Annotated in this window: 13 protein-coding genes; 3 read left to right on the forward strand and 10 right to left on the reverse strand. The window is 73.0% G+C overall.

What is annotated here, in order from left to right; all coding sequences use genetic code 11:
• Positions 1 to 587 precede the first annotated feature (587 nt).
• Genes treS through LRS07_RS18025 form a run of 4 tightly spaced genes read right to left on the reverse strand, consistent with a single transcriptional unit; the run spans position 588 to position 9616 of the window.
• A complete protein-coding gene (gene treS / locus LRS07_RS18010) occupies positions 588 to 3953 on the reverse strand; it encodes a maltose alpha-D-glucosyltransferase (protein ID WP_260499312.1) in 3366 nt (1121 codons plus the stop codon).
• A gap of 50 nt (positions 3954 to 4003) precedes the next feature.
• The gene (locus LRS07_RS18015) at positions 4004 to 6448 is read right to left on the reverse strand and encodes an alpha-1,4-glucan--maltose-1-phosphate maltosyltransferase (RefSeq protein WP_260499313.1); all 2445 of its coding nucleotides are present in this window, start codon (positions 6446 to 6448) and stop codon (positions 4004 to 4006) included.
• A gap of 13 nt (positions 6449 to 6461) precedes the next feature.
• Positions 6462 to 8360: a 1,4-alpha-glucan branching protein GlgB gene (glgB, locus tag LRS07_RS18020; protein WP_260499314.1), complete on the reverse strand. Its 1899-nt coding sequence runs from the start codon at positions 8358 to 8360 to the stop codon at positions 6462 to 6464.
• On the reverse strand, positions 8357 to 9616 hold the full coding sequence (locus LRS07_RS18025; RefSeq protein WP_260499315.1) for a glucose-1-phosphate adenylyltransferase: 1260 nt from the start codon (positions 9614 to 9616) through the stop codon (positions 8357 to 8359). Before LRS07_RS18025 ends, glgB begins: the two co-directional genes overlap by 4 nt.
• A 191-nt stretch (positions 9617 to 9807) precedes the next feature.
• On the opposite strand from LRS07_RS18025, the gene LRS07_RS18030 reads away from it, so the two are divergent.
• Positions 9808 to 10899, forward strand: a complete 1092-nt coding sequence (locus LRS07_RS18030) for a tartrate dehydrogenase (RefSeq protein WP_260499316.1) — start codon at positions 9808 to 9810, stop codon at positions 10897 to 10899.
• A gap of 16 nt (positions 10900 to 10915) precedes the next feature.
• Here the strand turns inward: LRS07_RS18030 and LRS07_RS18035 are convergent, their stop codons facing one another.
• Positions 10916 to 12832: a hybrid sensor histidine kinase/response regulator gene (locus LRS07_RS18035; RefSeq protein WP_260499317.1), complete on the reverse strand. Its 1917-nt coding sequence runs from the start codon at positions 12830 to 12832 to the stop codon at positions 10916 to 10918.
• 46 nt (positions 12833 to 12878) lie between these two features.
• A complete protein-coding gene (locus LRS07_RS18040; protein ID WP_260499318.1) occupies positions 12879 to 15059 on the reverse strand; it encodes an ATP-binding protein in 2181 nt (726 codons plus the stop codon).
• A gap of 124 nt (positions 15060 to 15183) precedes the next feature.
• Here LRS07_RS18040 and LRS07_RS18045 point away from each other — a divergent pair, with 124 nt between their 5' ends.
• Positions 15184 to 15708, forward strand: coding sequence for an FKBP-type peptidyl-prolyl cis-trans isomerase (locus LRS07_RS18045; protein WP_260499319.1), 525 nt, complete (start codon positions 15184 to 15186; stop codon positions 15706 to 15708).
• 42 nt (positions 15709 to 15750) lie between these two features.
• Here the strand turns inward: LRS07_RS18045 and dut are convergent, their stop codons facing one another.
• A complete protein-coding gene (gene dut / locus LRS07_RS18050; RefSeq protein WP_260499320.1) occupies positions 15751 to 16200 on the reverse strand; it encodes a dUTP diphosphatase in 450 nt (149 codons plus the stop codon).
• 94 nt (positions 16201 to 16294) lie between these two features.
• Positions 16295 to 17521, reverse strand: a complete 1227-nt coding sequence (gene coaBC, locus LRS07_RS18055) for a bifunctional phosphopantothenoylcysteine decarboxylase/phosphopantothenate--cysteine ligase CoaBC (protein WP_260499321.1) — start codon at positions 17519 to 17521, stop codon at positions 16295 to 16297.
• Positions 17522 to 17708: 187 nt separating this feature from the next.
• On the opposite strand from coaBC, the gene LRS07_RS18060 reads away from it, so the two are divergent.
• On the forward strand, positions 17709 to 18485 hold the full coding sequence (locus tag LRS07_RS18060) for a ferredoxin--NADP reductase (RefSeq protein ID WP_260499322.1): 777 nt from the start codon (positions 17709 to 17711) through the stop codon (positions 18483 to 18485).
• 137 nt (positions 18486 to 18622) lie between these two features.
• On the opposite strand, the gene LRS07_RS18065 is transcribed toward LRS07_RS18060, so the two are convergent.
• Both LRS07_RS18065 and LRS07_RS18070 read right to left on the reverse strand, forming a co-directional pair.
• The gene (locus LRS07_RS18065) at positions 18623 to 19429 is read right to left on the reverse strand and encodes a DODA-type extradiol aromatic ring-opening family dioxygenase (RefSeq protein WP_260499323.1); all 807 of its coding nucleotides are present in this window, start codon (positions 19427 to 19429) and stop codon (positions 18623 to 18625) included.
• 156 nt (positions 19430 to 19585) lie between these two features.
• Positions 19586 to 20569: a fumarylacetoacetate hydrolase family protein gene (locus LRS07_RS18070; protein WP_260499324.1), complete on the reverse strand. Its 984-nt coding sequence runs from the start codon at positions 20567 to 20569 to the stop codon at positions 19586 to 19588.

Below are 20569 nucleotides of genomic sequence, written 5' to 3' on the forward strand. Positions count from 1 at the left end.
CCTCGATGCGTTGGTCTTGCGTTGTGGTGGTGCGTCGCAGGTGGGTGGGTGCCGGGTTTCTCGTGCGGTCGCTGGCCGCCGCGTTCGCGGCGGTGTCCTGCGCTGCTCGAACGGCCGGCCCCGTCGCGAAACTCGCTCCGCCCGCCACGCGGGCTGCGCTCAGACAGCCGCGCCGAGTCAGTGCTTGAACGCGCTGCGCGCGGGCCGGCCGTTCTGCGCTGCTCGGCGGCGCTCTACGCACGAGAAACCCGGCACCCACCCACCTGCTCAGCACCAGTGGTTCGAGGGCACCGCTGCCATGACCTTCGCAGTCCCCGAGCGGTTCTGCGAAGGCGGCCGGGGCGGCCGGCGGCGTGCGTCGAGCGCAGCCGAGCAGCGCAGCGCCGACGGCCAGGGCGAAGCCCGTTCAACCTCTGACTCGGCGCGGCTGTCTGAGCGCAGCTTGCGCAGCAAGCGGAGCGAGTTTCGCGACGCGGCCGTCGGCGTGAGCAGCGCAGGGCACCGCCGCTTCAGCGGCGGCCAGCGACCGCGCGCCGACGGCCGCACCCGGCCGCCTTCGCCGCGCCCAACACGAGCACGACAGGCAATCACGAACCACCCCCCTCACCCAACAACCCCAACAACCCGCGCAGCGGAATGCCCACCCAGTCCGGCCGGTTGTTGAGCTCGTAGCGCAGCTCGTACAGCGCCTTGTCGAGCTCCAGCAGGCCGAGCAGCCCCTGGCCGGGCTGCAGGTCGTCGACGAGCCCGTGGCCCGACACCGCGCGGCCGTAGCCGTCGAGGAAGGCGGCCCGCGCCTGCCGCTCCCAGGTCAGCGCCAGCGGTGCCAGCGCGGACGGGTCCTCGCCGTTGGCGGTGGCCGCCTGCAGGCCGGCCTGCGCGGCGTAGCCGAAGGAGCGCAGCATGCCCGCCACGTCGCGCAGCGGCGACTGCTTGGCGCGGCGCTCGGCCAGCGTGCGGCCCGGCTCGCCCTCGAAGTCGATGATCATGAAGTCGTTCTTCGTCACCAGCACCTGGCCCAGGTGGTAGTCGCCGTGCACCCGGGTCTTCAGGCCGCCGGCGCCGCCGGCCAGCGTGCGCAGGCGCGCCTGCAGGTCGGCGGACCCGGCCTGCAGCCGCTCGGCCATCGCCAGCGCGTCGCCGCCCAGGTGGCCGATGCGCGACTGCAGCAGCGCCAGCGTGGCCTGCAGCGACGCCTCCACCTCGCGCTGCAGCGCCGCGGTGTCGGCGGGGCCGAGCGGTTCGGGGTCGAAGGCCGGCAGGCCGTGGCGGCCGGCCAGCGCCACGTGCATCTCGCCCGTGCGCCGGCCGAGCGTGCGCACCAGTTCGAGGTAGGCGCCGTGCACGTCGTCCGGCTCCGGCTCGGTGCTCGACATGCGGCCGGCCAGGTAGCGCTCCAGGTAGGCCACGGTGTAGCCCCAGCCGTCGCCCTGGTTCGCCACGTAGGCCTGCACGGTGAAGAGCGTGGCCACCTCGCCGGTGGCGTCGACGTGCTCGACCAGGCCGGCCATCGGCACCGCGGCCTCGAACTTCGCCTGCTCGGACAGGAAGCGGCCGATCTCGACCTCGGGGTTCAACCCGCGGCGGATGCGGCGGTAGGCCTTGAGCAGCAGCGTCTCGTCCACCGAGACCACGGTGTTGCTGCTCTGCGCCTGGGGGCGGCCGATGGGCAGCGTGTCCAGCCGGTCGCCCACCAGCCGCTGGAAGGCCGGCGTGGCGAGGAAGTTGAGCCGCCCGCCATTGGCGGTCTTCACCTGCTGGCCCATCGACATGGCGCGCAGCAGCTCGCGCAGGAAGGCCTCGTCGGCCATCGCGTCGCCCATCACCCCCACCTGCGCCTGCTGGCGGGTGCGGGCCACCGCGTGCGGCGCCAGCGCGCGGGCACGGGCCTCGTCGCGCTCCTCCCAGGCCAGGGACAGCGGCAGGAAGTAGGTCGCCGGCTCCTCGCCCGCCGCGGCGCCGCCCTTCGGCTCGACGCCGACCAGGGGCATCAGCCAGGTGTGGCCGTCGCGCTCCCACAGCGCGCTGTCCTCCAGCCGGGCGCGCGCGATGGCGCTGCCCTTGGCGGCGTACCAGCGCTGGGTCTCGATCCAGCTCGGCAGGATGGCGGTCTCGAACTGCTCCCGCGTGCGCACCGCCAGGCCGATGCGCCAGGGCACCACCTCCTCGCGGAACAGGCTGAACCACTCGTCGAACAGCACCAGCACCGGCCGCTCCTCGGCCGGCAGCACCTCGGCGTGCCAGCCCGGCACCGGCGCGTCGGCGGACAGCCGGAACCAGTAGAAGCCGTGCGCCGGCAGCGTCAGCAGGTAGGGCAGCTCGCCGATCGGCGGGAAGGGCGTGTTGCCCATCATCTCCACCGGCACCCGGCCCTTCCAGGCCGCCAGGTCCAGCTCCACCGGCTGCGCGGTGCGCGCCAGGTTGGCCACGCAGAGGATCACGTCGTCGCGGAAGGTGCGCAGGTAGGCCAGCACCTTGCGGTTGCCCGGCTTGAGGAAGCTCAGAGACCCGCGGCCGAAGGCCTGGCTGCTGGTGCGCACGGTGAGCAGCCGCCGCATCCAGTGCAGCAGCGAGCTGGGGTCGCGCAGCTGCGACTCGACGTTCACCGCCTGGAAGCCGTAGATGGCGTCCATGATGGGCGGCAGGTACAGCCGCTGCGGGTCGGCGCGGCTGAAGCCGGCGTTGCGGTCGGGGCTCCACTGCATCGGCGTGCGCACGCCGTTGCGGTCGCCGATGAACACGTTGTCGCCCATGCCCAGCTCGTCGCCGTAGTAGACGATGGGGCTGCCCGGCATCGACATCAACAGGCTGTTCATCAGCTTGATGCGGTCGTTGTCGTTGTCCAGCAGCGGCGCCAGGCGGCGGCGGATGCCGAGGTTGATGCGCGCACGCGGGTCGGCCGCGTACGTGCTGTACATGTAGTCGCGCTCCTTGCTGGTCACCATCTCCAGCGTCAGCTCGTCGTGGTTGCGCAGGAAGATGGCCCACTGGCAGCCCGGCGGGATCTCCGGCGTCTGCGCCATGATCTCGGTGACGGGGAAGCGGTCCTCCTGCGCGATGGCCATGTACATGCGCGGCATCAGCGGGAAGTGGTAGCAGGCGTGGCACTCGTCGCCGTCGCCGAAGTACTCGCGCACGTCCTCCGGCCACTGGTTCGCCTCGGCCAGCAGGAAGCGGTTCTGGTAGTTGGCGTCGATGGCGGCGCGCAGCTGCTTGAGGATGGCGTGCGTCTCGGGCAGGTTCTCGTTGTTGGTGCCCTCGCGCTCGATCAGGTAGGGAATGGCGTCCAGCCGGAAACCGTCCACCCCCAGGTCCATCCAGAACCGCATGACCTTGAACACCGCCTCCAGCACCAGCGGGTTGTCGAAGTTCAGGTCCGGCTGGTGGCTGAAGAAGCGGTGCCAGAAGTAGGCCTTGGCCACCGGGTCCCAGGTCCAGTTGGACTTCTCGGTGTCCGTGAAGATGATGCGGGTGCCGGCGTACTTGGCATCGCTGTCGCTCCAGACGTAGAAGTCGCGTTCGGGGCTGCCCGGCGGGGCGTTGCGCGCGCGCTGGAACCAGGGGTGCTGGTCCGAGGTGTGGTTGATCACCAGCTCGGTGATCACCTTGAGGTCGCGCGCATGCGCCGCGTCCAGCATGCGCTTGAAGTCGTCCAGCGTGCCGTACTGCGGGTGGACGTTCTCGTACTCGCTGATGTCGTAGCCGTCGTCGCGCAGCGGCGACGGGTAGAACGGCATCAGCCAGAGGGTGTTGACGCCCAGGTCCTTGACGTAGTCGAGCTTGGCGGTGACGCCGTTGAAGTCGCCCACCCCGTCGTCGTTGGAATCGAAGAAGGCCTTGACGTTGAGCTGGTAGATGACCGCGTCCTGGTACCACAGGGCGGCATCGGTCACCGGCGTCGTCGCGCCCGCATCGGCATCGGCCAGTGTCGGGGTGGGGTCGGGAGCGTTCATTCCGGTCCAGGGGCCATTAGCGTGCCGCGTTCAGGGTAACCCGATGTCCATCACCCCTGGAAGGCATCGAAGTCGCGCTCGCTGCGCGCGCCCTGGCGCTCGATGCGGAACACATGCGCCGGGCAGTGGTGCGGGTCCAGCATCACGAAGTTGCGGCCGTTGCGCCAGGTGTAGCGCTGGTCGTCCAGCAGGTCGTGCACCACGTAGTCGGTGTCGGGCTTGAGGTCCAGCGCGTCGAGGTTGACGTCGACCACGCCGGCCTGCGCCTGGTGCGCGTCGAGGTTGACCACCACCAGCAGCGTGTCGCCGCCGTCGGCGCTGCGCCGGGCGTAGGCGATCAGCTGGTCGTTGTCGGTGGGCATGAAGCGCAGGCGGCGGTTGTCCTGCAGCGTCGGGTGGGCCTGGCGGATGGCGTTGACGTGGGCGATGAACCAGCGCAGCGAGTCCGGCCGGTCCAGGTCCCACACCCGGCGCTGGTACTTCTCGGAGTCCAGGTACTCCTCGCTGCCCGGCTTGACCGGCCGGTTCTCCATCAGCTCGTAGGCCGGGCCGTAGATGCCGTAGCTGGAACACAGCGTGGCGGCCAGCACCAGCCGCTGCACGAACATCGGTCGCCCGGCGCCGTGCAGCTGCTCGTTGAGGATGTCCGGCGTGTTGGGCCAGACGTTGGGCCGGAAGTAGAAGTAGGCGTCGGTGGCGCTCAGCTCGGTGAAGTAGTCGGTCAGCTCTTCCTTGGTGTGGCGCCAGGTGAAGTAGGTGTAGCTCTGGCTGTAGCCCAGCTTGGCCAGCCGGTGCATCACCTTCGGCCGGGTGAAGGCCTCGGCCAGGAAGATGACCTCTGGGTGCTCGCGCCGGACCTCGGCGATGCACCACTCCCAGAAGGCGAAGCTCTTGGTGTGCGGGTTGTCGACGCGGAAGACGCTCACGCCCTCGCCGATCCAGTGGTCGAAGATGCTCTTCAGCTCGCGCCACAGCGCCGGCCAGTCGTCGCACTCGAAGTTGAACGGGTAGATGTCCTGGTACTTCTTGGGCGGGTTCTCGGCGTACTGCACCGTGCCGTCCGGCCGCCAGCGGAACCACTGCGGGTGCTCCTTGACGTACGGGTGGTCGGGCGCGCACTGCAGCGCGATGTCGAGCGCCAGCTCGATGCCCAGTTCGCGGGCCCGCGCCACCAGGCGCCGGAAGTCCTCCGCCGTGCCGAGCTCGGGATGGATGGCCTTGTGGCCGCCCTCGGCGGCGCCGATGGCCCAGGGGCTGCCCAGGTCGCCCTCTTCCGGGGTGAGGGTGTTGTTGCGGCCCTTGCGCTTGTCGCGGCCGATGGGGTGGATGGGCGGCAGGTACAGCACGTCGAAGCCCATCTCGGCCACGTAGGGCAGCCGCGCCTCGACGTCGGCGAAGGTGCCGTGGCGCCCGGGGTCCGGCGAGGCCGAGCGCGGGAACAGTTCGTACCAGGTCGAGAAGCGCGCCCGCGCCCGGTCGGCCCACAGCGGCCGCTCCGGGAAGACGGTGGCGAACCGGCGGTCCGGGTGGCGGTCGGCCAGGACGGCCAGGCCGTCGTCCAGCGCCAGCGCCTTCAGCACCTCCGGCTCGGCCGCCGGGGCCTCGTCGCGCAGGCGCTGCGCCCAGCCCTTGAGCTGCGCCGCGTCGTCGCCGGCACCGGCCTCCTGCGCGCGCCGCGCGGCGCCGTCGAGCAGCTCGGCGCCGACCTGCGCCGCGATGCGGATGTCGGCCGCGTCCACCCGGCGCCGCAGTTCGTGGCGCCACGACTGGAAGCCGTCGACCCAGGCCACCGCCCCGACCAGGTAGCGGCCGGGCCGCGGCGGCAGGAAGCGCGCATGCCACTGGTCGTTGACGTCCAGCGCCATCTCCACCTCGCGCGCCGTGTCCTCGTCCTCGGCGCGCCAGTGCATGACCACCCGCAGCCGGTCGTGGCCGTCGGTGAAGGCGTGCACCTCGATGTCGGTGGGCTCGCCGGCGACGCACTTGGCGTCGAAGCGGCCGCCGTCGACCGACGGCTTGAGCGCGTCGATCACCGCGCGCACGCGGCCTTCGCCCGGCCAGGCGCGGGCGGCGGTGCCGGCGCGCAGGCCCTCGGTGGGCGCGGCCGGCGTGGGCGGGACGGCGGCCGCCGGCGCGGTGAGCGCCGCCGCCACCGCGGCCATGGCCGGCGACGGCGGCTCGCCCGGCGACGCGGCCGGCGCGGCGGCGACCGGCGACGCCGCGTCCGCCGCCGGTCCCGGCGGCACGACGCGATCGCCGTCGCCCGGCGTCAGGCTGGCGGCCAGCTCGGCCGGCGACAGCTCGGCCCCGATGGCGGCGGCCATCACTTCCGCGGGCGCGCCCTTGGCGCGGGCGGCCTTGCGTGCCGGCTTGCCGGCGGCGGCTGCGGTCACCGCCTGCGCCGCCTGGGCGACCTTGGCGCGGCCGGCCTTGGGCTTCGACGGTTCGACCGCCGGCGCCGCCGGGTTCGTCTTCTCGCGGGGTGTCTTGGCCATCAGCGTGAAGGGTTCAGAAGGTGGGTTGGTGCCTCAGCACGATCATGCCCAGCGGCGGCAGCGTGACCCGCACCGAGTGCAGCTGGCCCTGCGCCGGCAGCGGACGGCTGTCGACGCCGCCGGGGTTGCCCAGGCCGCTGCCGCCGTAGACGTCGGCGTCGCTGTTCAGCGCCTCGGTCCAGCGGCCGCGCGCCGGCACGCCCAGCAGCACGCGCTCCCGCGGCATCGGGGTGAGGTTGAAGGCCACCACCAGCGGCGTGCCCTCGCCCTCGCACGGCCGGCGCAGGAAGGCGAAGACGCTGTGCTCGGTGTGGTCGGCCAGCAGCCACTGGAAGCCGTCGGGGAAGACGTCCCGCTCGTGCAGCGACGGCTCCTCGCGCAGCAGCCGGTTCAGGTCGGCCACCCAGCGTTCGACGCCGCGGTGGCGCGGCTGCTCCAGCAGGTGCCAGTCGAGCTCGGTGTCGTGGTTCCATTCGCGCCACTGCGCGAACTCGCCGCCCATGAACAGCAGCTTCTTGCCGGGGTGCGTCCACATCCAGCCCAGCAGCGCGCGCAGGTTGGCGAACTTCTGCCAGTCGTCGCCCGGCATGCGGCCGATAAGCGAGCCCTTGCCGTAGACCACCTCGTCGTGCGACAGCGGCAGCACGAAGTTCTCGCTGAAGGCGTAGACCAGCGAGAAAGTGAGCTGGTGGTGGTGCCAGCGCCGGTGGATCGGGTCTTCCTTGAAGTAGGCCAGGGTGTCGTGCATCCAGCCCATGTTCCACTTCATGCCGAAGCCGAGGCCGCCCATGGTGGTCGGCCGCGACACCATCGGCCAGGCGGTCGATTCCTCGGCGATGGTGACCACGTCGGGGTGCTCGCGGTAGACCGCCTCGTTCAGCCGGCGAAGGAACTGGATGGCCTCCAGGTTCTCGCGCCCGCCGTGCACGTTGGGAATCCACTCGCCGTGCTTGCGCGCGTAGTCGAGGTAGAGCATGGACGCCACCGCGTCCACCCGCAGCCCGTCGAGGTGGTACTCGCCCAGCCAGTACAGCGCCGACGACAGCAGGAAGCTCGACACCTCGCCGCGGCCGAGGTTGAAGATGCTGGAGTTCCACTCCGGGTGGAAGCCCTGCCGCGGGTCGGCGTGCTCGAACAGGTGGGTGCCGTCGAAATACTGCAGCCCGAACTCGTCGGTCGGGAAATGCGAGGGCACCCAGTCGAGGATGACGCCGATGCCCGCCTGGTGCAGCGCGTCGACGAAGGCCATGAAGTCCGCCGGCGTGCCATAGCGCGCGCTGGGCGCGAAGTAACCCGTCGTCTGGTAGCCCCAGGAGCCGTAGAAGGGGTGCTCGGTGATCGGCATCAGCTCCACGTGCGTGAAGCCCAGCCGCGTCAGGTGCTCGACCAGCCGGGGGGCGAGCTGGGCCCAGGTCAGCGGCTGGCCGTCCTGCCGGCGCCAGGAGCCGACGTGCAGCTCGTACACCGACATCGGCGCGTCCAGCGCGTTGCGCTCGGCACGCCGGGCCATCCAGTCGCCGTCGCCCCAGGTGTGGCCGCCCTGCCAGATGCGCGAGCCGGTGGCCGGGGGCCGCTCGGCCAGGCGGGCGAAGGGGTCGGCCTTGTCCACCGTGTAGCCGTTGGCGCCGACGATGCGGTACTTGTAGACCTGGCCCGGCCGGGCGATGCCGATGCGGCCGTGCCAGATGCCGCTGCCGTCGCCGGCCGACGTCAGCGGGTCGGCCTGCGGGTTCCAGCCGTTCCAGTCGCCGACCACCGACACCGCGCTGGCGGCGGGAGCCCAGACGGCGAAGTCCACGCCCTCGCCGTCGGCGACGGGGTGCGCGCCGAGGTGGCGGTACAGCCGCGCGTGGGTGCCCTCACGGAAGAGGTGCCGGTCCAGTTCTCCGAACATGCGTTGGCCTGCGTTCATCGGGCCAGCGCCTCGGTGCCGACGGCCGGCGTCGCCGCCGCGCCGGGCCGGAAATGGCCGCGCGGCACGACCACGATGCCGCCCTCGCTGACGTGGAAGCGCGCGCGGTCGGCTGCCGCGTCGTGGCCGATGACCTCGCCCGGCGGGATGTGGTTGTCCATGTCGACGATGACCCGCCGCAGGCGGGCGCCCCGGCCGACCACCACCCGGTCCATCAGGATGCAGTGCTCCAGGCAGGCCTCCTCGTGCACCTGCACCTCCTGGCGCAGCAGCGCATGGTCCAGCCAGCCGTCGTGCACCACGCTGCCCGGCCCGAGCGTCGAGCACAGCAGGTGCCCGGCCTCGACCTGCGCCGACTCGCCCGCATCCGGTGCGGTGTGGATCGGCCAGGCGGCGTTGGCCATGCGGAAGCGCGGCCGCGCGCCGAGGGTGTCGAAGTTGGCGGCGAAGTAGGCGTCCAGCGTGCCGACGTCGCGCCAGTAGCCGCGCTCCTCCTGCGCGTCGAGGCCCGGCACCCGGTTGTCGTCGAAGTCGTAGGCGACGACGCGGTGGCTGCCGATCAGGCGCGGCAGCACGTCGCGGCCGAAGTCGTGTTCGCCGCGGGCCTGCGCCTCGACCAGCGCCTGGCGCAGCACCGCCGCGGAAAAGACGTAGTTGCCCATCGAGGCCAGCGCGAAGCCGGGCCGGCCCGGCATGCTGCGCGGCGCCCGCGGCTTCTCCTCGAAGGCGCCGATGCGGTGGCGGGCGTCGATGGTGGCGATGCCGAAGGCCGGCGCCTCGTTGATCGGCACCGGCAGCGTGGCGACGGTCACGTCGGCGCGCTGCGCCAGGTGCCACTCGACCATCTGCGAGACGTCCATCCGGTAGACGTGGTCGGCGCCGAACACCGCCACCAGGTCGGGCCGCTGCTGGTCCAGCAGGTGCAGGTTCTGCGCCACCGCGTCGGCGGTGCCGGCATACCACTCGCGCCCCTGGCGCATCTGCGGCGGCACCACGCTGACGAAGTGGTGCCCCATCAGCTGCGGCAGCGACCAGGCGCGCCGCACGTGCTCGATCAGCGGCTGCGACTTGTACTGCACCAGCAGGTAGATCGAGGTCAGGCCGGAGTTGACCAGGTTGCTCAGCACGAAGTCGACGATGCGGTGCCGGCCGTTGAACGGCACCGACGGCTTGCACCGCTCGGCCGTCAGCGGGTGCAGCCGCGATCCCTCCCCGCCGGCCAGCACCAGGGCCAGCACCTTCTTGCCGCCAATCATTCCATCTCCCCGCAATCGAGTCCGATCCCGCCGGCGCGCGCCCACGCCGGCCCCCCGGGCCGCACCATGCGGTGCGGCCGCCTCAGGTCGGCATCAGCGCAAACGCCGTGCCCTGGACGGGCGGCGAGGGGCTCCGGCAGGCGAAGGCCGCGACAGGCGGCGGGGCACCATGGCGCGGGCACACTCGCGGCATGACCACCCCATCCCACCGCATCGCGGTCATCCCCGGCGACGGCATCGGCAAGGAAGTGATGCCCGAAGGGCTGCGCGTGCTCGACGCGGCGGCGACGCGCTTCGGCCTGTCGCTGCAGACCACGCACATCGACTGGGCCAGCTGCGACCACCACGTGAAGACCGGCCAGATGATGCCGGACGACTGGAAGCAGCAGCTCGAGGGCATGGACGCGCTGTACTTCGGCGCCGTCGGCTGGCCGGCCACCGTGCCCGACCATGTGTCGCTGTGGGGCTCGCTGCTGAAGTTCCGGCGCGAGTTCGACCAGTACGTCAACCTGCGCCCGGTGCGCCTGTTCGAGGGCGTGCCCTGCCCGCTGGTGGACCCCACCGGCCGGCCGCGCCGGCCCGGCGAGATCGACTTCCTCGTCGTGCGCGAGAACACCGAAGGCGAGTACACCAAGCTCGGCGGCATCCTCTACGAAGGCACCGACCGCGAGATCGTCATCCAGGAGTCGGTGTTCTCGCGCTTCGGCACCGACCGCGTGCTGACCTACGCCTTCGAGCGCGCCGCGGCGCGGCCGCGCCGGCACCTGACGGTGGCCACCAAGAGCAACGGCATCGCCATCAGCATGCCGTGGTGGGACGGACGGGCCGACGAGGTGGCGAAGGCCTACCCCGGCGTCACCGTCGACAAGCAGCACATCGACATCCTGAGCGCGCGCTTCGTGCTGCAGCCGCAGCGCTTCGACGTGGTGGTGGCGAGCAACCTGTTCGGCGACATCCTGTCCGACCTCGGCCCGGCCTGCACCGGCACCATCGGCCTGGCGCCCAGCGCCAACCTCAACCCGGAGCGCCGGTTCCCCAGCCTGTTCGAGCCGGTGCACGGCTCGGCGCCGGACATCTACGGCCGCAACATCGCCAACCCGGTGGCCATGATCTGGTCGGGGGCGCTGATGCTCGACTTCCTCGGCCACCGCGACGCGCACGACGCCATCGTGCGCGCCATCGAACAGGTGCTGGCCGAGGGCCCGCGCACGCCCGACCTGGGCGGCAGCGCCTCGACCACCGACATGGGCCGGGCGATCGCCGCGCAGGTGGCGGCGGGCTGAACGCGCCGGCGCCGGGTCAGCCGTCGACGCGCAGCGCCGCCAGCAACGCCTCCACCGCCACCGGCTTGACCAGGTGGAGGTCGAAGCCGGCCTCGCGGGTGCGGCGCAGGTCCTCCGCGCCGCCCCAGCCCGTCATGGCGACGATGCGCATGGCCGCGCCGTCGGGGCGGCGGCGCAGGCGGCGACACACCTCCAGCCCGTCCAGGCCCGGCATGCCGAGGTCGAGCAGCACGACCTGGGGCCGGAAGCCGTCGACCAGGTCGAGCGCGGACTGGCCGTCGCAGACGCCGCGCGCCCGGCAGCCGGCGGTCTGCAGCAGCACGGTCAGCGTCTCGGTGTTGTCGCGGTTGTCGTCGACGACGAGCACGCGCAGCGCCTCGTCGCCGGCACCGGCGACCGCGTTCCAGCCCGGCGCCGGCGTCGCCGCGGCGGCGACGGGCGGCTTGGCCGGCGCCATCGGCAGGCGGACGACGAATTCGCTGCCGCGCTGCAGGCCGGCGCTGTGCGCCCGCACGCTGCCGCCGTGCAGTTCCACGATCGCCCGCACCAGCGACAGGCCGATGCCCAGCCCGCCCTGGGCGCGCTCGCGCGCGCTCTCGGTCTGGCTGAAGAGCTCGAACACCTGTTCCAGCATCGACGGCTCGATGCCCATGCCGTCGTCGCGCACGCGCAGCACGACGTCGTCGCCGTCGGCGCGGGCGTGCAGTTCGATGCGGCCGCCCGGCGGCGTGTACTTGGCGGCGTTGTTGAGCAGGTTGGTCAGCACCTGGGCCAGGCGCACCGCATCGCCGACCACCGGCAGCGGCGCCTCGCTGACGTGCACCGACAGCCGGTGACCGCCGGCCTCGATCGGCGGCCGGCTGGTCTCCAGCGCCACGTCCACCACCGCGTGCAGGTCGACGGGCTCGCGCCGCAGCTCCAGCCGCTGGCGGCCGATGCGCGAGACGTCGAGCAGGTCCTCCAGCAGCCGCGCCAGGTGGCCGATCTGTCGTTCGATGACGGCGCGCAGGCGCACCCGCTCGGGTTCGTCGATGCCGCCGCGCTGCAGCACGTGCACCGCGTTGCGGATCGGCGCCAGCGGGTTGCGCAGCTCGTGCGCCAGGGTGGCGAGGAAGTGGTCCTTGGCCTGCGAGGCGCGGGTCGCATCCAGCAGCAGTTCGCGCACGCGCTGCTCGGCGCGCACCGGCTCGCTGATGTCGACGAAGGTGTTGACCGCGCCGCGGATGCGGCCGGCCGGGTCGTACAGCGGCGCGGCGCAGACGTGGATGTGGCGCTGCCGGCCGTCGGGCAGGCGCAGCTCGAACGGCTCGTCGCGCACCTCCTCGCCCTGCAGCGCGCGACGCAGCGGGAAGCGGGCCAGGGGCAGCGGCTGGCCGTGCTGGAAGAACTGCAGCGACACCGGCGGCCCCTTGGTCACGATGCTCGGGCCGGTGCCCGCGACGGCAGCGGTCAGCAGCTGCACCGCCGCGCGGTTGCGCACCACCTGCCGGCCCTCCGGGTCCTGCGCCACGATGATGGGCACGGGCACCACCTCGAGCAGCGTCTCCAGCGTCAGCGAGCGCTGGGCCAGCTCGGCCTGCAGCCGCGACAGCTCGGGGTCCTCGGCCGGCGACAGCAGGAGCAGCCAGCCGCCCTCGCCGTCGGGCAAGGCCTGGCCGCGCAGGCGGCGGCCATCGTCGAGGCGGAGGTCGAGGCGGACTGGGCCGTCGCCGTGCAGCGCATCGGCCAGCGCGGCCGCCGGCCGTTCGCCGACCAACGCGACCAGCGCCATGCCCTTCGCCTCGGGCTGGCCCAGCAGGGCCGCGGCGGCCGGGTTGGCATGGGCACAGCGCCATGCCGCGGCCGTGCCGGCCGGGCCGGCATCCCGGCGCAGGCGCAGCACCGGGTCGGGGTGGTGATCGAGCACCGAGATCGGCAGGGTCTCGCCGGGCACGACGTCACTCCGGGTGGGCGGATCGTGGCAGTGTAGGCCGGGCCGGCTACGGCCCCGTCACCGCCGCCTGCAGCGCCGCCAGCAGTTCGTCGGTGCCGTAGGGCTTGCGCAGCATCTGCACGCCGTCGACCAGCGCCTCGGTGGTGTAGCCGGAGGCCACCACCACCGGCACCGGCGGACGGTGGCCGCGGCACAGCGCGGCCAGCTGCATGCCGTTCAGCCGGCCGGGCATGGCGACGTCGGTGAACACGACGTCGAAGCGCTGCTCGCCGGACAGCACCAGCACCGCCTCGTCGGCACTGCCCACCGCCACGCAGCGGTGGCCGGCACCCTCGAGCGCCGACACCACCACCGACGCGACCAGCGGGTCGTCCTCCACCACCAGCACATGCAGCGCGGCCACCGGCAGCGGTGGCGCGACGGTGTCCGCGACCGGCGCCGGCACGTCGGCCACCGGCAGCGTCAGGCTGATGCGGCTGCCCTGGCCCAGGACGCTGTGGACGCGCACCTCGCCGCCGGCCTCGCGCGCGAAGGACTGCACCTGGGCCAGCCCGAGCCCGCTGCCCGCGCCCACCGGCTTGGTGGTGAAGTAGGGCTCGAAGACCCGCTGCAGGGTGGCGGCGTCCATGCCGGCGCCGGTGTCGGCCACCTGCACGCAGACGAAGCGGCCGGGCGGTCCCGGCGGCACCTCGTCGTCGGTGGCCAGCCGCGCGCGGATCTGGATGTCGCCGCCGGCGGGCATGGCGTCGCGGGCGTTGAAGACGAGGTTCAGCAGCGCCAGCTCCAGCTGCGTGGGATCGGCCATCACCGGCGGCAGGCCGACGTCGATGTGGGCGTGCAGCCGGGCCCGGCCCTCGACCGCCTTGGCCATCAGCTCCTGGCCCTTGAGCATGAAGTCGTGCAGGTCCACCGGCCGGGCCTGGGCCGGCTGCGTGCGGCCGAACGCCAGCATGTGGCGCACCAGCTCGGCCGCCTTGCCGGTGGCGCGCAGGGCCGCCTCCAGCACCCGGCGCTGGGGCGGCTCGTGGGTGCCGCGGTCGAGCACCTGCAGGCCGGTGCGGATGGTCTGCAGCAGGTTGTTGAAGTCGTGCGCCAGGCCGCCGGTGAGCCGGCCGATGGCCTCGTGCTTCTGGGCGTCGAGCAGCCGGGCCTGCGCCTGCTCGGCCTGCTGCACCGCCTGCGCCACCCGCGACTCCAGCAGCTGCGTGGCCTCCTGCGCACGGCGACCGGCCTCGTGCAGCGCCAGGCTGACCTGGTCGGCCTCGGTGACGCCGGTGGCCAGCGCCGCCGGCACGGCGTCGCGGCCGAGCTCGACGGCGGCGTCGCGCAGCGCCAGCACCGGCCGCACGATGCGGCGCGAGCCCAGCCAGGCCGCCAGCAGGCCGATGGCCAGCAGGCCGGCCGCCGCCGCGCAGGCCTGCAGCGTGAGCCGCCGTGCCGACGCGTCGAGCATCGCCTGCGGCAGCGAGACCAGCACCGCCCAGCCCTGGTGGGTGGGCGACGAGACGAACGTCAGGCTGCGCACGCCGTCCAGGGTGGTGGACGCGACGAAGTCGCTGCGGCGCGCCACCAGCGGCGGCAGCACGCGGTCGCTGGCCCGCTGGCCGAGCCACTTCTCGGGGTCGCGGCTGCGGCTCATCACCAGCTGCCGCTCGTTGACCACCGACACCAGCCCCACCCAGCCGCGGGCGTGGGCGTCGACGAGGTCCTGCAGCAGCGCCGGCTCGAAGACGACGCCGACGTTGAACCGGGTCGGACCGCCGTCGTCGGCGCGCACCGCCGCCAGCACGGTGATGACGGGTTTTTGCGCGGCCGGCCCGACCGGCGCGAAGAACACCGCGGTGCCCTCCTGCAGCCAGGGCGCCTGCGGCGCGCGCCGCAGCGGCGGGCTGCCCACCGGCCGCAGGGTGTTGGCCAGCTGTTCGGTCGGCGTGGCGAGCAGGGCCCAGGTCCGGGTGCCCACCAGGGCGGCGCTCGCCTCCTGGTGGAAGCGGGCGAGGTCGGCATCGCGCACCGCCTGCGAGCCCGCCAGCGTGCGCGCGGCGGCGGCGCGCTGGTCCAGTTCCGCCTCGATCACCAGGCGCAGGCTGCGCCCGAAGTTCGCCATCGCCTCCCGGGCGCCGGCCACCTCCCGTTGGTAGGTCGACCAGGCCAGTGCGCCGAACCCCGCCGCCGCGGGCAGCCAGACGGCCAGGACCAACAACAGCAGGCGGGTGCGGATGCTCAAAAGGGACGGGGCGGTGCGGCGGACGCGGGACGATAACAGCGGCCGGCAGCACGACCGCCCCACCGGGGCTTCGGCGGCGATTCCCGGGGACGGGGGCGGGGAACGGCTGTGCGATCATTCACGCATGCTCATCCAAGCCCCTTGCGTGGTCAGCCTGGTGTGGCGGCTGTCCGATGCCCAGGACCAGCCCATCGACGAGCTGGCCGAGCCGGTCGAGTTCTTCTTCGGCGGCGAGGACCTCCTGCCCAAGGTGCAGGAGGCGCTCGAGGGCCAGGAGGCGGGCCATGTCGCCGACCTGCAGCTGGAGCCGGAGCACGCCTTCGGCGACTACCGCGCCGAGCTGGTGTGCTTCGAGTCGCGCAGCCTGTTCCCCGAGTCGGTCGAGCCCGGCATGCAGTTCGAGGGCCTGCCCGAAGGCGCCGAGACGCCCGACATGCCGCAGGAGCTGATCTACACCGTCACCGACGTCTACCCCAGCCATGTGGTGCTGGACGGCAACCACCCGCTGGCCGGCATGGCGCTGAAGCTGCACGTCACCGTGCGCGAGGTGCGCGAGGCCACCGAGGAGGAGATCGAGGCCGGCTCGGTGCAGAACGAGCCCGGGCTGACGGTGCTCGACATGGCGCCGCCGGGCGCCTCGCTGCACTGACAACCCCCGGTCCTTCGAGCACGAAGGACCACCCGCCGCGTTCTACCCGCGCCCGGTCGAGCCGAAGCCGCCGGCGCCGCGCGCCGAGGCCTCGAAGCGGTCCACCACCCGGAAGCGCGCCTGCACGATGGGCACGATGACCATCTGCGCGATGCGGTCCATCGGGGCGATGGTGAAGGGCTCGCGGCCGCGGTGCCAGACGCTGACCTGCAGCGGGCCCTGGTAGTCGCTGTCGATCAGGCCGACCAGGTTGCCGAGCACGATGCCGTGCTTGTGGCCCAGCCCCGAGCGCGGCAGCAGCATGGCCGCCAGGCCCGGGTCGGCCAGGTGCACCGCCAGGCCGGTGGGCACCAGCGCGGTGTCGCCGGGCTGCAGGTGCAGCGGCGTGTCCAGGCAGGCGCGCAGGTCGAGGCCGGCGCTGCCCGCCGTGGCGTAGGCGGGCAGCACCTCGGCCATGCGGGCGTCAAGGACGCGGATGTCGATCGTGGTCATGAGTTGTTCGCCCCTCGTCCGGCGGGTGCGCCGGCCGATCCCCCAAGGGGATGGCGGGCCGGCTTGGGAGCGGCCCGGCGCACGGCCCGCAGGCTCATCGCTGGCGCCTCGCCAGCCGCTCCGCCACCTCGCGCACCAGCTCGCGCGCCAGGCTGAGCTTGTCGCTGGCGGGCAGTTCGCGGTGGCCGTCGGCGTCGACCAGCGTCAGCGTGTTGTCGTCGCGGCCGAAGGTTGCCGGTCCGAGGTTGCCCACCACCAGCGGCAGCTTCTTGCGTTCCAGCTTCTCGCGGGCATGGGCCAGCAGGTCGCGGCTCTCGGCGGCGAAGCCGACGCAGAACGGCGCGTCGGGCAGCGCGGCCACCGCGGCCAGGATGTCGGTGTTCTCGGCCAGCTCGAAGGTGGGCGCCACCTTGCTGCCGTTCTTCTTGATCTTGTGCGCCGACAGGTTGGCCGGCCGCCAGTCCGCCACCGCGGCGGTGGCGATGAACACGTCCTGGCGCGCGGCCCGCGGCAGCACCGCATCGTGCATCTGCTGCGCGCTGCGCACGTCGATGCGGCGCACGCCGTAGGGCGTGGCCAGGTGCACCGGACCCGCGACCAGCGTCACCTCGGCGCCGGCCTCGCGCGCCGCGCGGGCGATGGCGAAGCCCATCTTGCCGGAGGACAGGTTGGTGATGCCGCGCACCGGGTCGATGGCCTCGAACGTGGGGCCGGCGGTGACGAGCACCCGCTTGCCGGCGAGCCGCTTGGGCTGGAAGTGCGCGATCAGCGCGTCGCGCAGCTGGTCGGCTTCGAGCATGCGGCCGTCGCCGACCTCGCCGCAGGCCTGGTCGCCGTGGGCCGGGCCGAGGATGGTGGCGCCGTCGGCCACCACCTGTGCCACGTTGCGCTGGGTGGCCGGGTGGGCCCACATCTCGCGGTTCATCGCCGGGGCCAGCAGCAGCGGCTGGCCCGACGGCCGCGCCAGGCAGGTCAGGCTGAGCAGGTCGTCCGACAGCCCCTGCGCCAGCTTGGCGATGAAGTCGGCGCTGGCCGGGGCGACGAGCACCACGTCCGCCTCCCGGGTGAGGTTGATGTGGTGCATGTTGTTCGGCGCGCTGTCGTCCCACGGGTCGACGATCACCGGCCGGCCGGACAGCGCCTGCATCGTCACCGCGCCGATGAAGCGGGTGGCGGCCGGCGTCATCACCACCTGCACCGTGGCGCCGGCCTTGACCAGCTCGCGCGCGAGGTCGGCGGCCTTGTAGCAGGCGATGCCGCCGGACAGGCCCAGCAGCACGCGCTTGGTGGCGAGGTCGCCGCTGGAGAGGGGCTCGGACATGATGGCGCCGGACTGTAGCGCAGGGGCCGCCGGCCGCCGGGTGGCCGTGGGCGGCCCCCTGCCCGGTGGCGACTCCTGGCCGGGCGACTGCGCGTTTTCCCTGAACGGCGATAATCGTCGACCGCCGCGCCAGGCGCCCTGCCCTGGCCTTCCGTCGACGCCGCGGCACCGTCGAACCCGATCCGCCATGTCCAACATCGCCACCGAACGCGTGCTGTCCGTGCACCACTGGAACGACACGCTGTTCTCGTTCCGCACCACCCGCGACCCCGCCCTGCGCTTCCACAACGGCCACTTCGTGATGATCGGCCTGAAGGTCGAGGGCAAGCCGCTGCTGCGCGCCTACAGCATCGCCAGCGCCAACCACGACGAGCACCTGGAGTTCCTCAGCATCAAGGTGCCGGACGGCCCGCTGACCTCGCGGCTGCAGCACCTGAAGGTGGGCGACGAGCTGATCGTCGGCCGCAAGCCCGTGGGCACGCTGGTGATCGACGACCTGCGGCCGGGCAAGCACCTGTACCTGATGGCCACCGGCACCGGCCTGGCGCCCTTCATGAGCATCGTGCAGGACCCGGCCACCTACGAGCGCTTCGAGAAGGTGGTGCTGATCCACGGCGTGCGCTGGAAGAGCGAGCTGGCCTACGCCCACTTCCTGGAGAAGGAACTGCCGGAGCACGAGTTCCTCGGCGAGCTGCTGCGCGACAAGCTCGTCTACTACCCGACGGTGACGCGCGAGCCCTTCCGGAACACCGGCCGGCTGACCGAACTGCTCGACAGCGGCAAGCTCAACGACGACATCGGCCTGCCGCACCTCGACCCGGCCACCGACCGCGCCATGATCTGCGGCAACCAGGCCATGCTGGACGACTGCTGCAAGCTGCTCGACGCCCGCGGCTTCCAGATCAGCCCGCGCCAGGGCGAGCAGGGCGACTACGTCATCGAGCGGGCGTTCGTCGAGAAATAGTGAGCCCCCGGCCCTATGGGGCCGCCCCCGGGAGGGGGCTACCCGACACGACCGGGGGACCCGGATCCTGTTGGGCGCGCTGACGAGACCCCGCTCCCCTGACCGCTGCGCGGTCTGTCCCCTGCCGGGGACTCCGGTCACGACGTTGCGTCGAACCGGAAGCTCGACGCGGTGACGCCGCCGAAGACGCCTTCCTGGTGGTAGACCACGGTCGCCGGGTCGTGCTCGGCGGCGCCGACGGCGGCGAGCAGGGGGATGAAGTGGTCCTCGCGCGGATGGGCCAGGCGGGCGGCGGGGGCCTGGCTCCAGTGCAGCAGGCGCTCGGTGCGTTCGGCCGGCGGGCTCTCGACCAGGGTCTGCTGCAGCCAGGCGTCGAAGCGGGTCGACGGCTCGCGGGCGGCCGGGCCCATCAGGCGCAGGTTGTGCCAGCTCAGGCCGCTGCCGACGATGAGCACGCCCTCGGCGCGCAGCGGCGCCAGCGCGCGGCCCAGCGCCAGGTGCGCCGCCGGGTCGAGGCTGTGGTGCAGCGACAGCTGCACGACGGGCATGTCGGCCTGCGGGTACATCACCGCCAGCGGGGTGAAGGTGCCGTGGTCGAAGCCGCGTTCGGCGTCCTCGGCGGCCGGCAGGCCGGCCTGCTCGATGAGCTGGCGCACCCGCCGCGCCACCGACGGCTCGCCCGGCGCCGGGTAGACCACCTCGTAGGTGTGCGGCGGGAAGCCGTAGTAGTCGTACAGCATGCCGGGCCGCTCGGCGGTGCCGACGGTGAAGGCCGGCGCCTCCCAGTGGCCGGTGACCATCAGCAGCGCCCGCGGGCGCTCCGGCAGCTGCCGCGGCATGTCGGCCAGCGATCGCTCCAGCGTCTGCAGGTGCGCGCGGCGGTCGGGCATGTAGGGCCACGGACCGCCGCCGTGGGAGATGAAATAGGTGGGCAGCAGGGCCATGCGGCGAGCTTAGCGCCTCGTCCCGACGCCTGCAGGCCGGGGCCCGCCCGGCACCGGGCCGCCCGGCGGGCCGGCGGAGCCTCCCCCCCCCCCCCCCACCCCCTGGGCCCGGTTCAGGATGACGGCAGAGGCGGCCGGGCCAGGGCGAAGCGGCCTTCAGCCGGCCTTCACCACCCGCTGGTCGATGACACCGAACGGACCGTCGCGGCCATCCTCGAACTTGGCCTGCATGCGCACCCGGTCGCCGAAGGCCATGAAGCCGGTCGTCGGCGCGCCCTGGTCGATGATCTCGATGACGCGGCGCTCGGCGATGCAGGCCGAGCCGGCGCTGCGCTCGCGGTTCGACACCGTGCCGGAGCCGACGATGGTGCCGGCCGAGAGGCGTCGCGTGCGGGCGCCGTGCGCCACCAGGTCGGCGAAGCTGAAGTTCATCTGGCCGCCGTGCGGCTCGCCGAAGCGCGCGCCGTTCCAATCGATGTGCAGCGGCATCTGCACCCGGTGGTCGCGCCAGGCCTCGCCGAGTTCGTCCGGCGTGACCGCCACCGGAGCGAAGGCGGTCGACGGTTTGGCCTGCAGGAAGCCGAAGCCGGTGCGCACCTCGTGCGCGCCCAGGGTGCGCAGGCTCCAGTCGTTGATCTGCACCACCAGCCGGAGGGCGGCGGCGGCCTGCTCGGGGGTGGCGGCCATGGGCACCGGCCCGACGACCACGCCGAACTCCCCTTCGAAGTCGATGCCGTCGGCCTCGCTGGGCAGCGGCACGTCGTCGTGCGGCCCGAGGAAGTCGTCGCTCGCCCCCTGGTACATCACCGGCACCGTCTCGAACTGCGGGATCGGCGACTGGTTGAAGGCCTTCTGCATCAGGTCGCCGTGGTTGAGGAAGGCCGAGCCGTCGAGCCACTGCGGGCTGCGCGGCAGCGGCGCCGCGCAGCGGGCGGGGTCGAAGGCCGCGGCCAGCGCCTCGGTGCCGTCGTTGAGCCGGTCGTAGAGCGCCGCCAACGCCGGTCGCACCGCGTCCCAGCGCTGCAGCGCGTCGATCAGGCTGGCGGCGATGCCGGAGGCCGGCACGGCGCGGCGGAGGTCGCGCGAGACGATGTGCAGGCAGCCGTCGGCGGTGCCGTCGCGGTAGGTGGCGAGCTTCAT

Source organism: Aquabacterium sp. J223 (assembly GCF_024666615.1).
Lineage (GTDB): Bacteria > Pseudomonadota > Gammaproteobacteria > Burkholderiales > Burkholderiaceae_C > J223.

What these genes read in the sequence shown, in the direction of transcription:
- treS (WP_260499312.1), bottom strand. Translation starts at nt 3,953, where the DNA reads ATGAACGCTCCCGACCCCACCCCGACACTGGCCGATGCCGATGCGGGC.
- LRS07_RS18015 (WP_260499313.1), bottom strand. Translation starts at nt 6,448, where the DNA reads ATGGCCAAGACACCCCGCGAGAAGACGAACCCGGCGGCGCCGGCGGTC.
- glgB (WP_260499314.1), bottom strand. Translation starts at nt 8,360, where the DNA reads ATGAACGCAGGCCAACGCATGTTCGGAGAACTGGACCGGCACCTCTTC.
- LRS07_RS18025 (WP_260499315.1), bottom strand. Translation starts at nt 9,616, where the DNA reads ATGATTGGCGGCAAGAAGGTGCTGGCCCTGGTGCTGGCCGGCGGGGAG.
- LRS07_RS18030 (WP_260499316.1), top strand. Translation starts at nt 9,808, where the DNA reads ATGACCACCCCATCCCACCGCATCGCGGTCATCCCCGGCGACGGCATC.
- LRS07_RS18045 (WP_260499319.1), top strand. Translation starts at nt 15,184, where the DNA reads ATGCTCATCCAAGCCCCTTGCGTGGTCAGCCTGGTGTGGCGGCTGTCC.
- dut (WP_260499320.1), bottom strand. Translation starts at nt 16,200, where the DNA reads ATGACCACGATCGACATCCGCGTCCTTGACGCCCGCATGGCCGAGGTG.
- coaBC (WP_260499321.1), bottom strand. Translation starts at nt 17,521, where the DNA reads ATGTCCGAGCCCCTCTCCAGCGGCGACCTCGCCACCAAGCGCGTGCTG.
- LRS07_RS18060 (WP_260499322.1), top strand. Translation starts at nt 17,709, where the DNA reads ATGTCCAACATCGCCACCGAACGCGTGCTGTCCGTGCACCACTGGAAC.
- LRS07_RS18065 (WP_260499323.1), bottom strand. Translation starts at nt 19,429, where the DNA reads ATGGCCCTGCTGCCCACCTATTTCATCTCCCACGGCGGCGGTCCGTGG.
- LRS07_RS18070 (WP_260499324.1), bottom strand. Translation starts at nt 20,569, where the DNA reads ATGAAGCTCGCCACCTACCGCGACGGCACCGCCGACGGCTGCCTGCAC.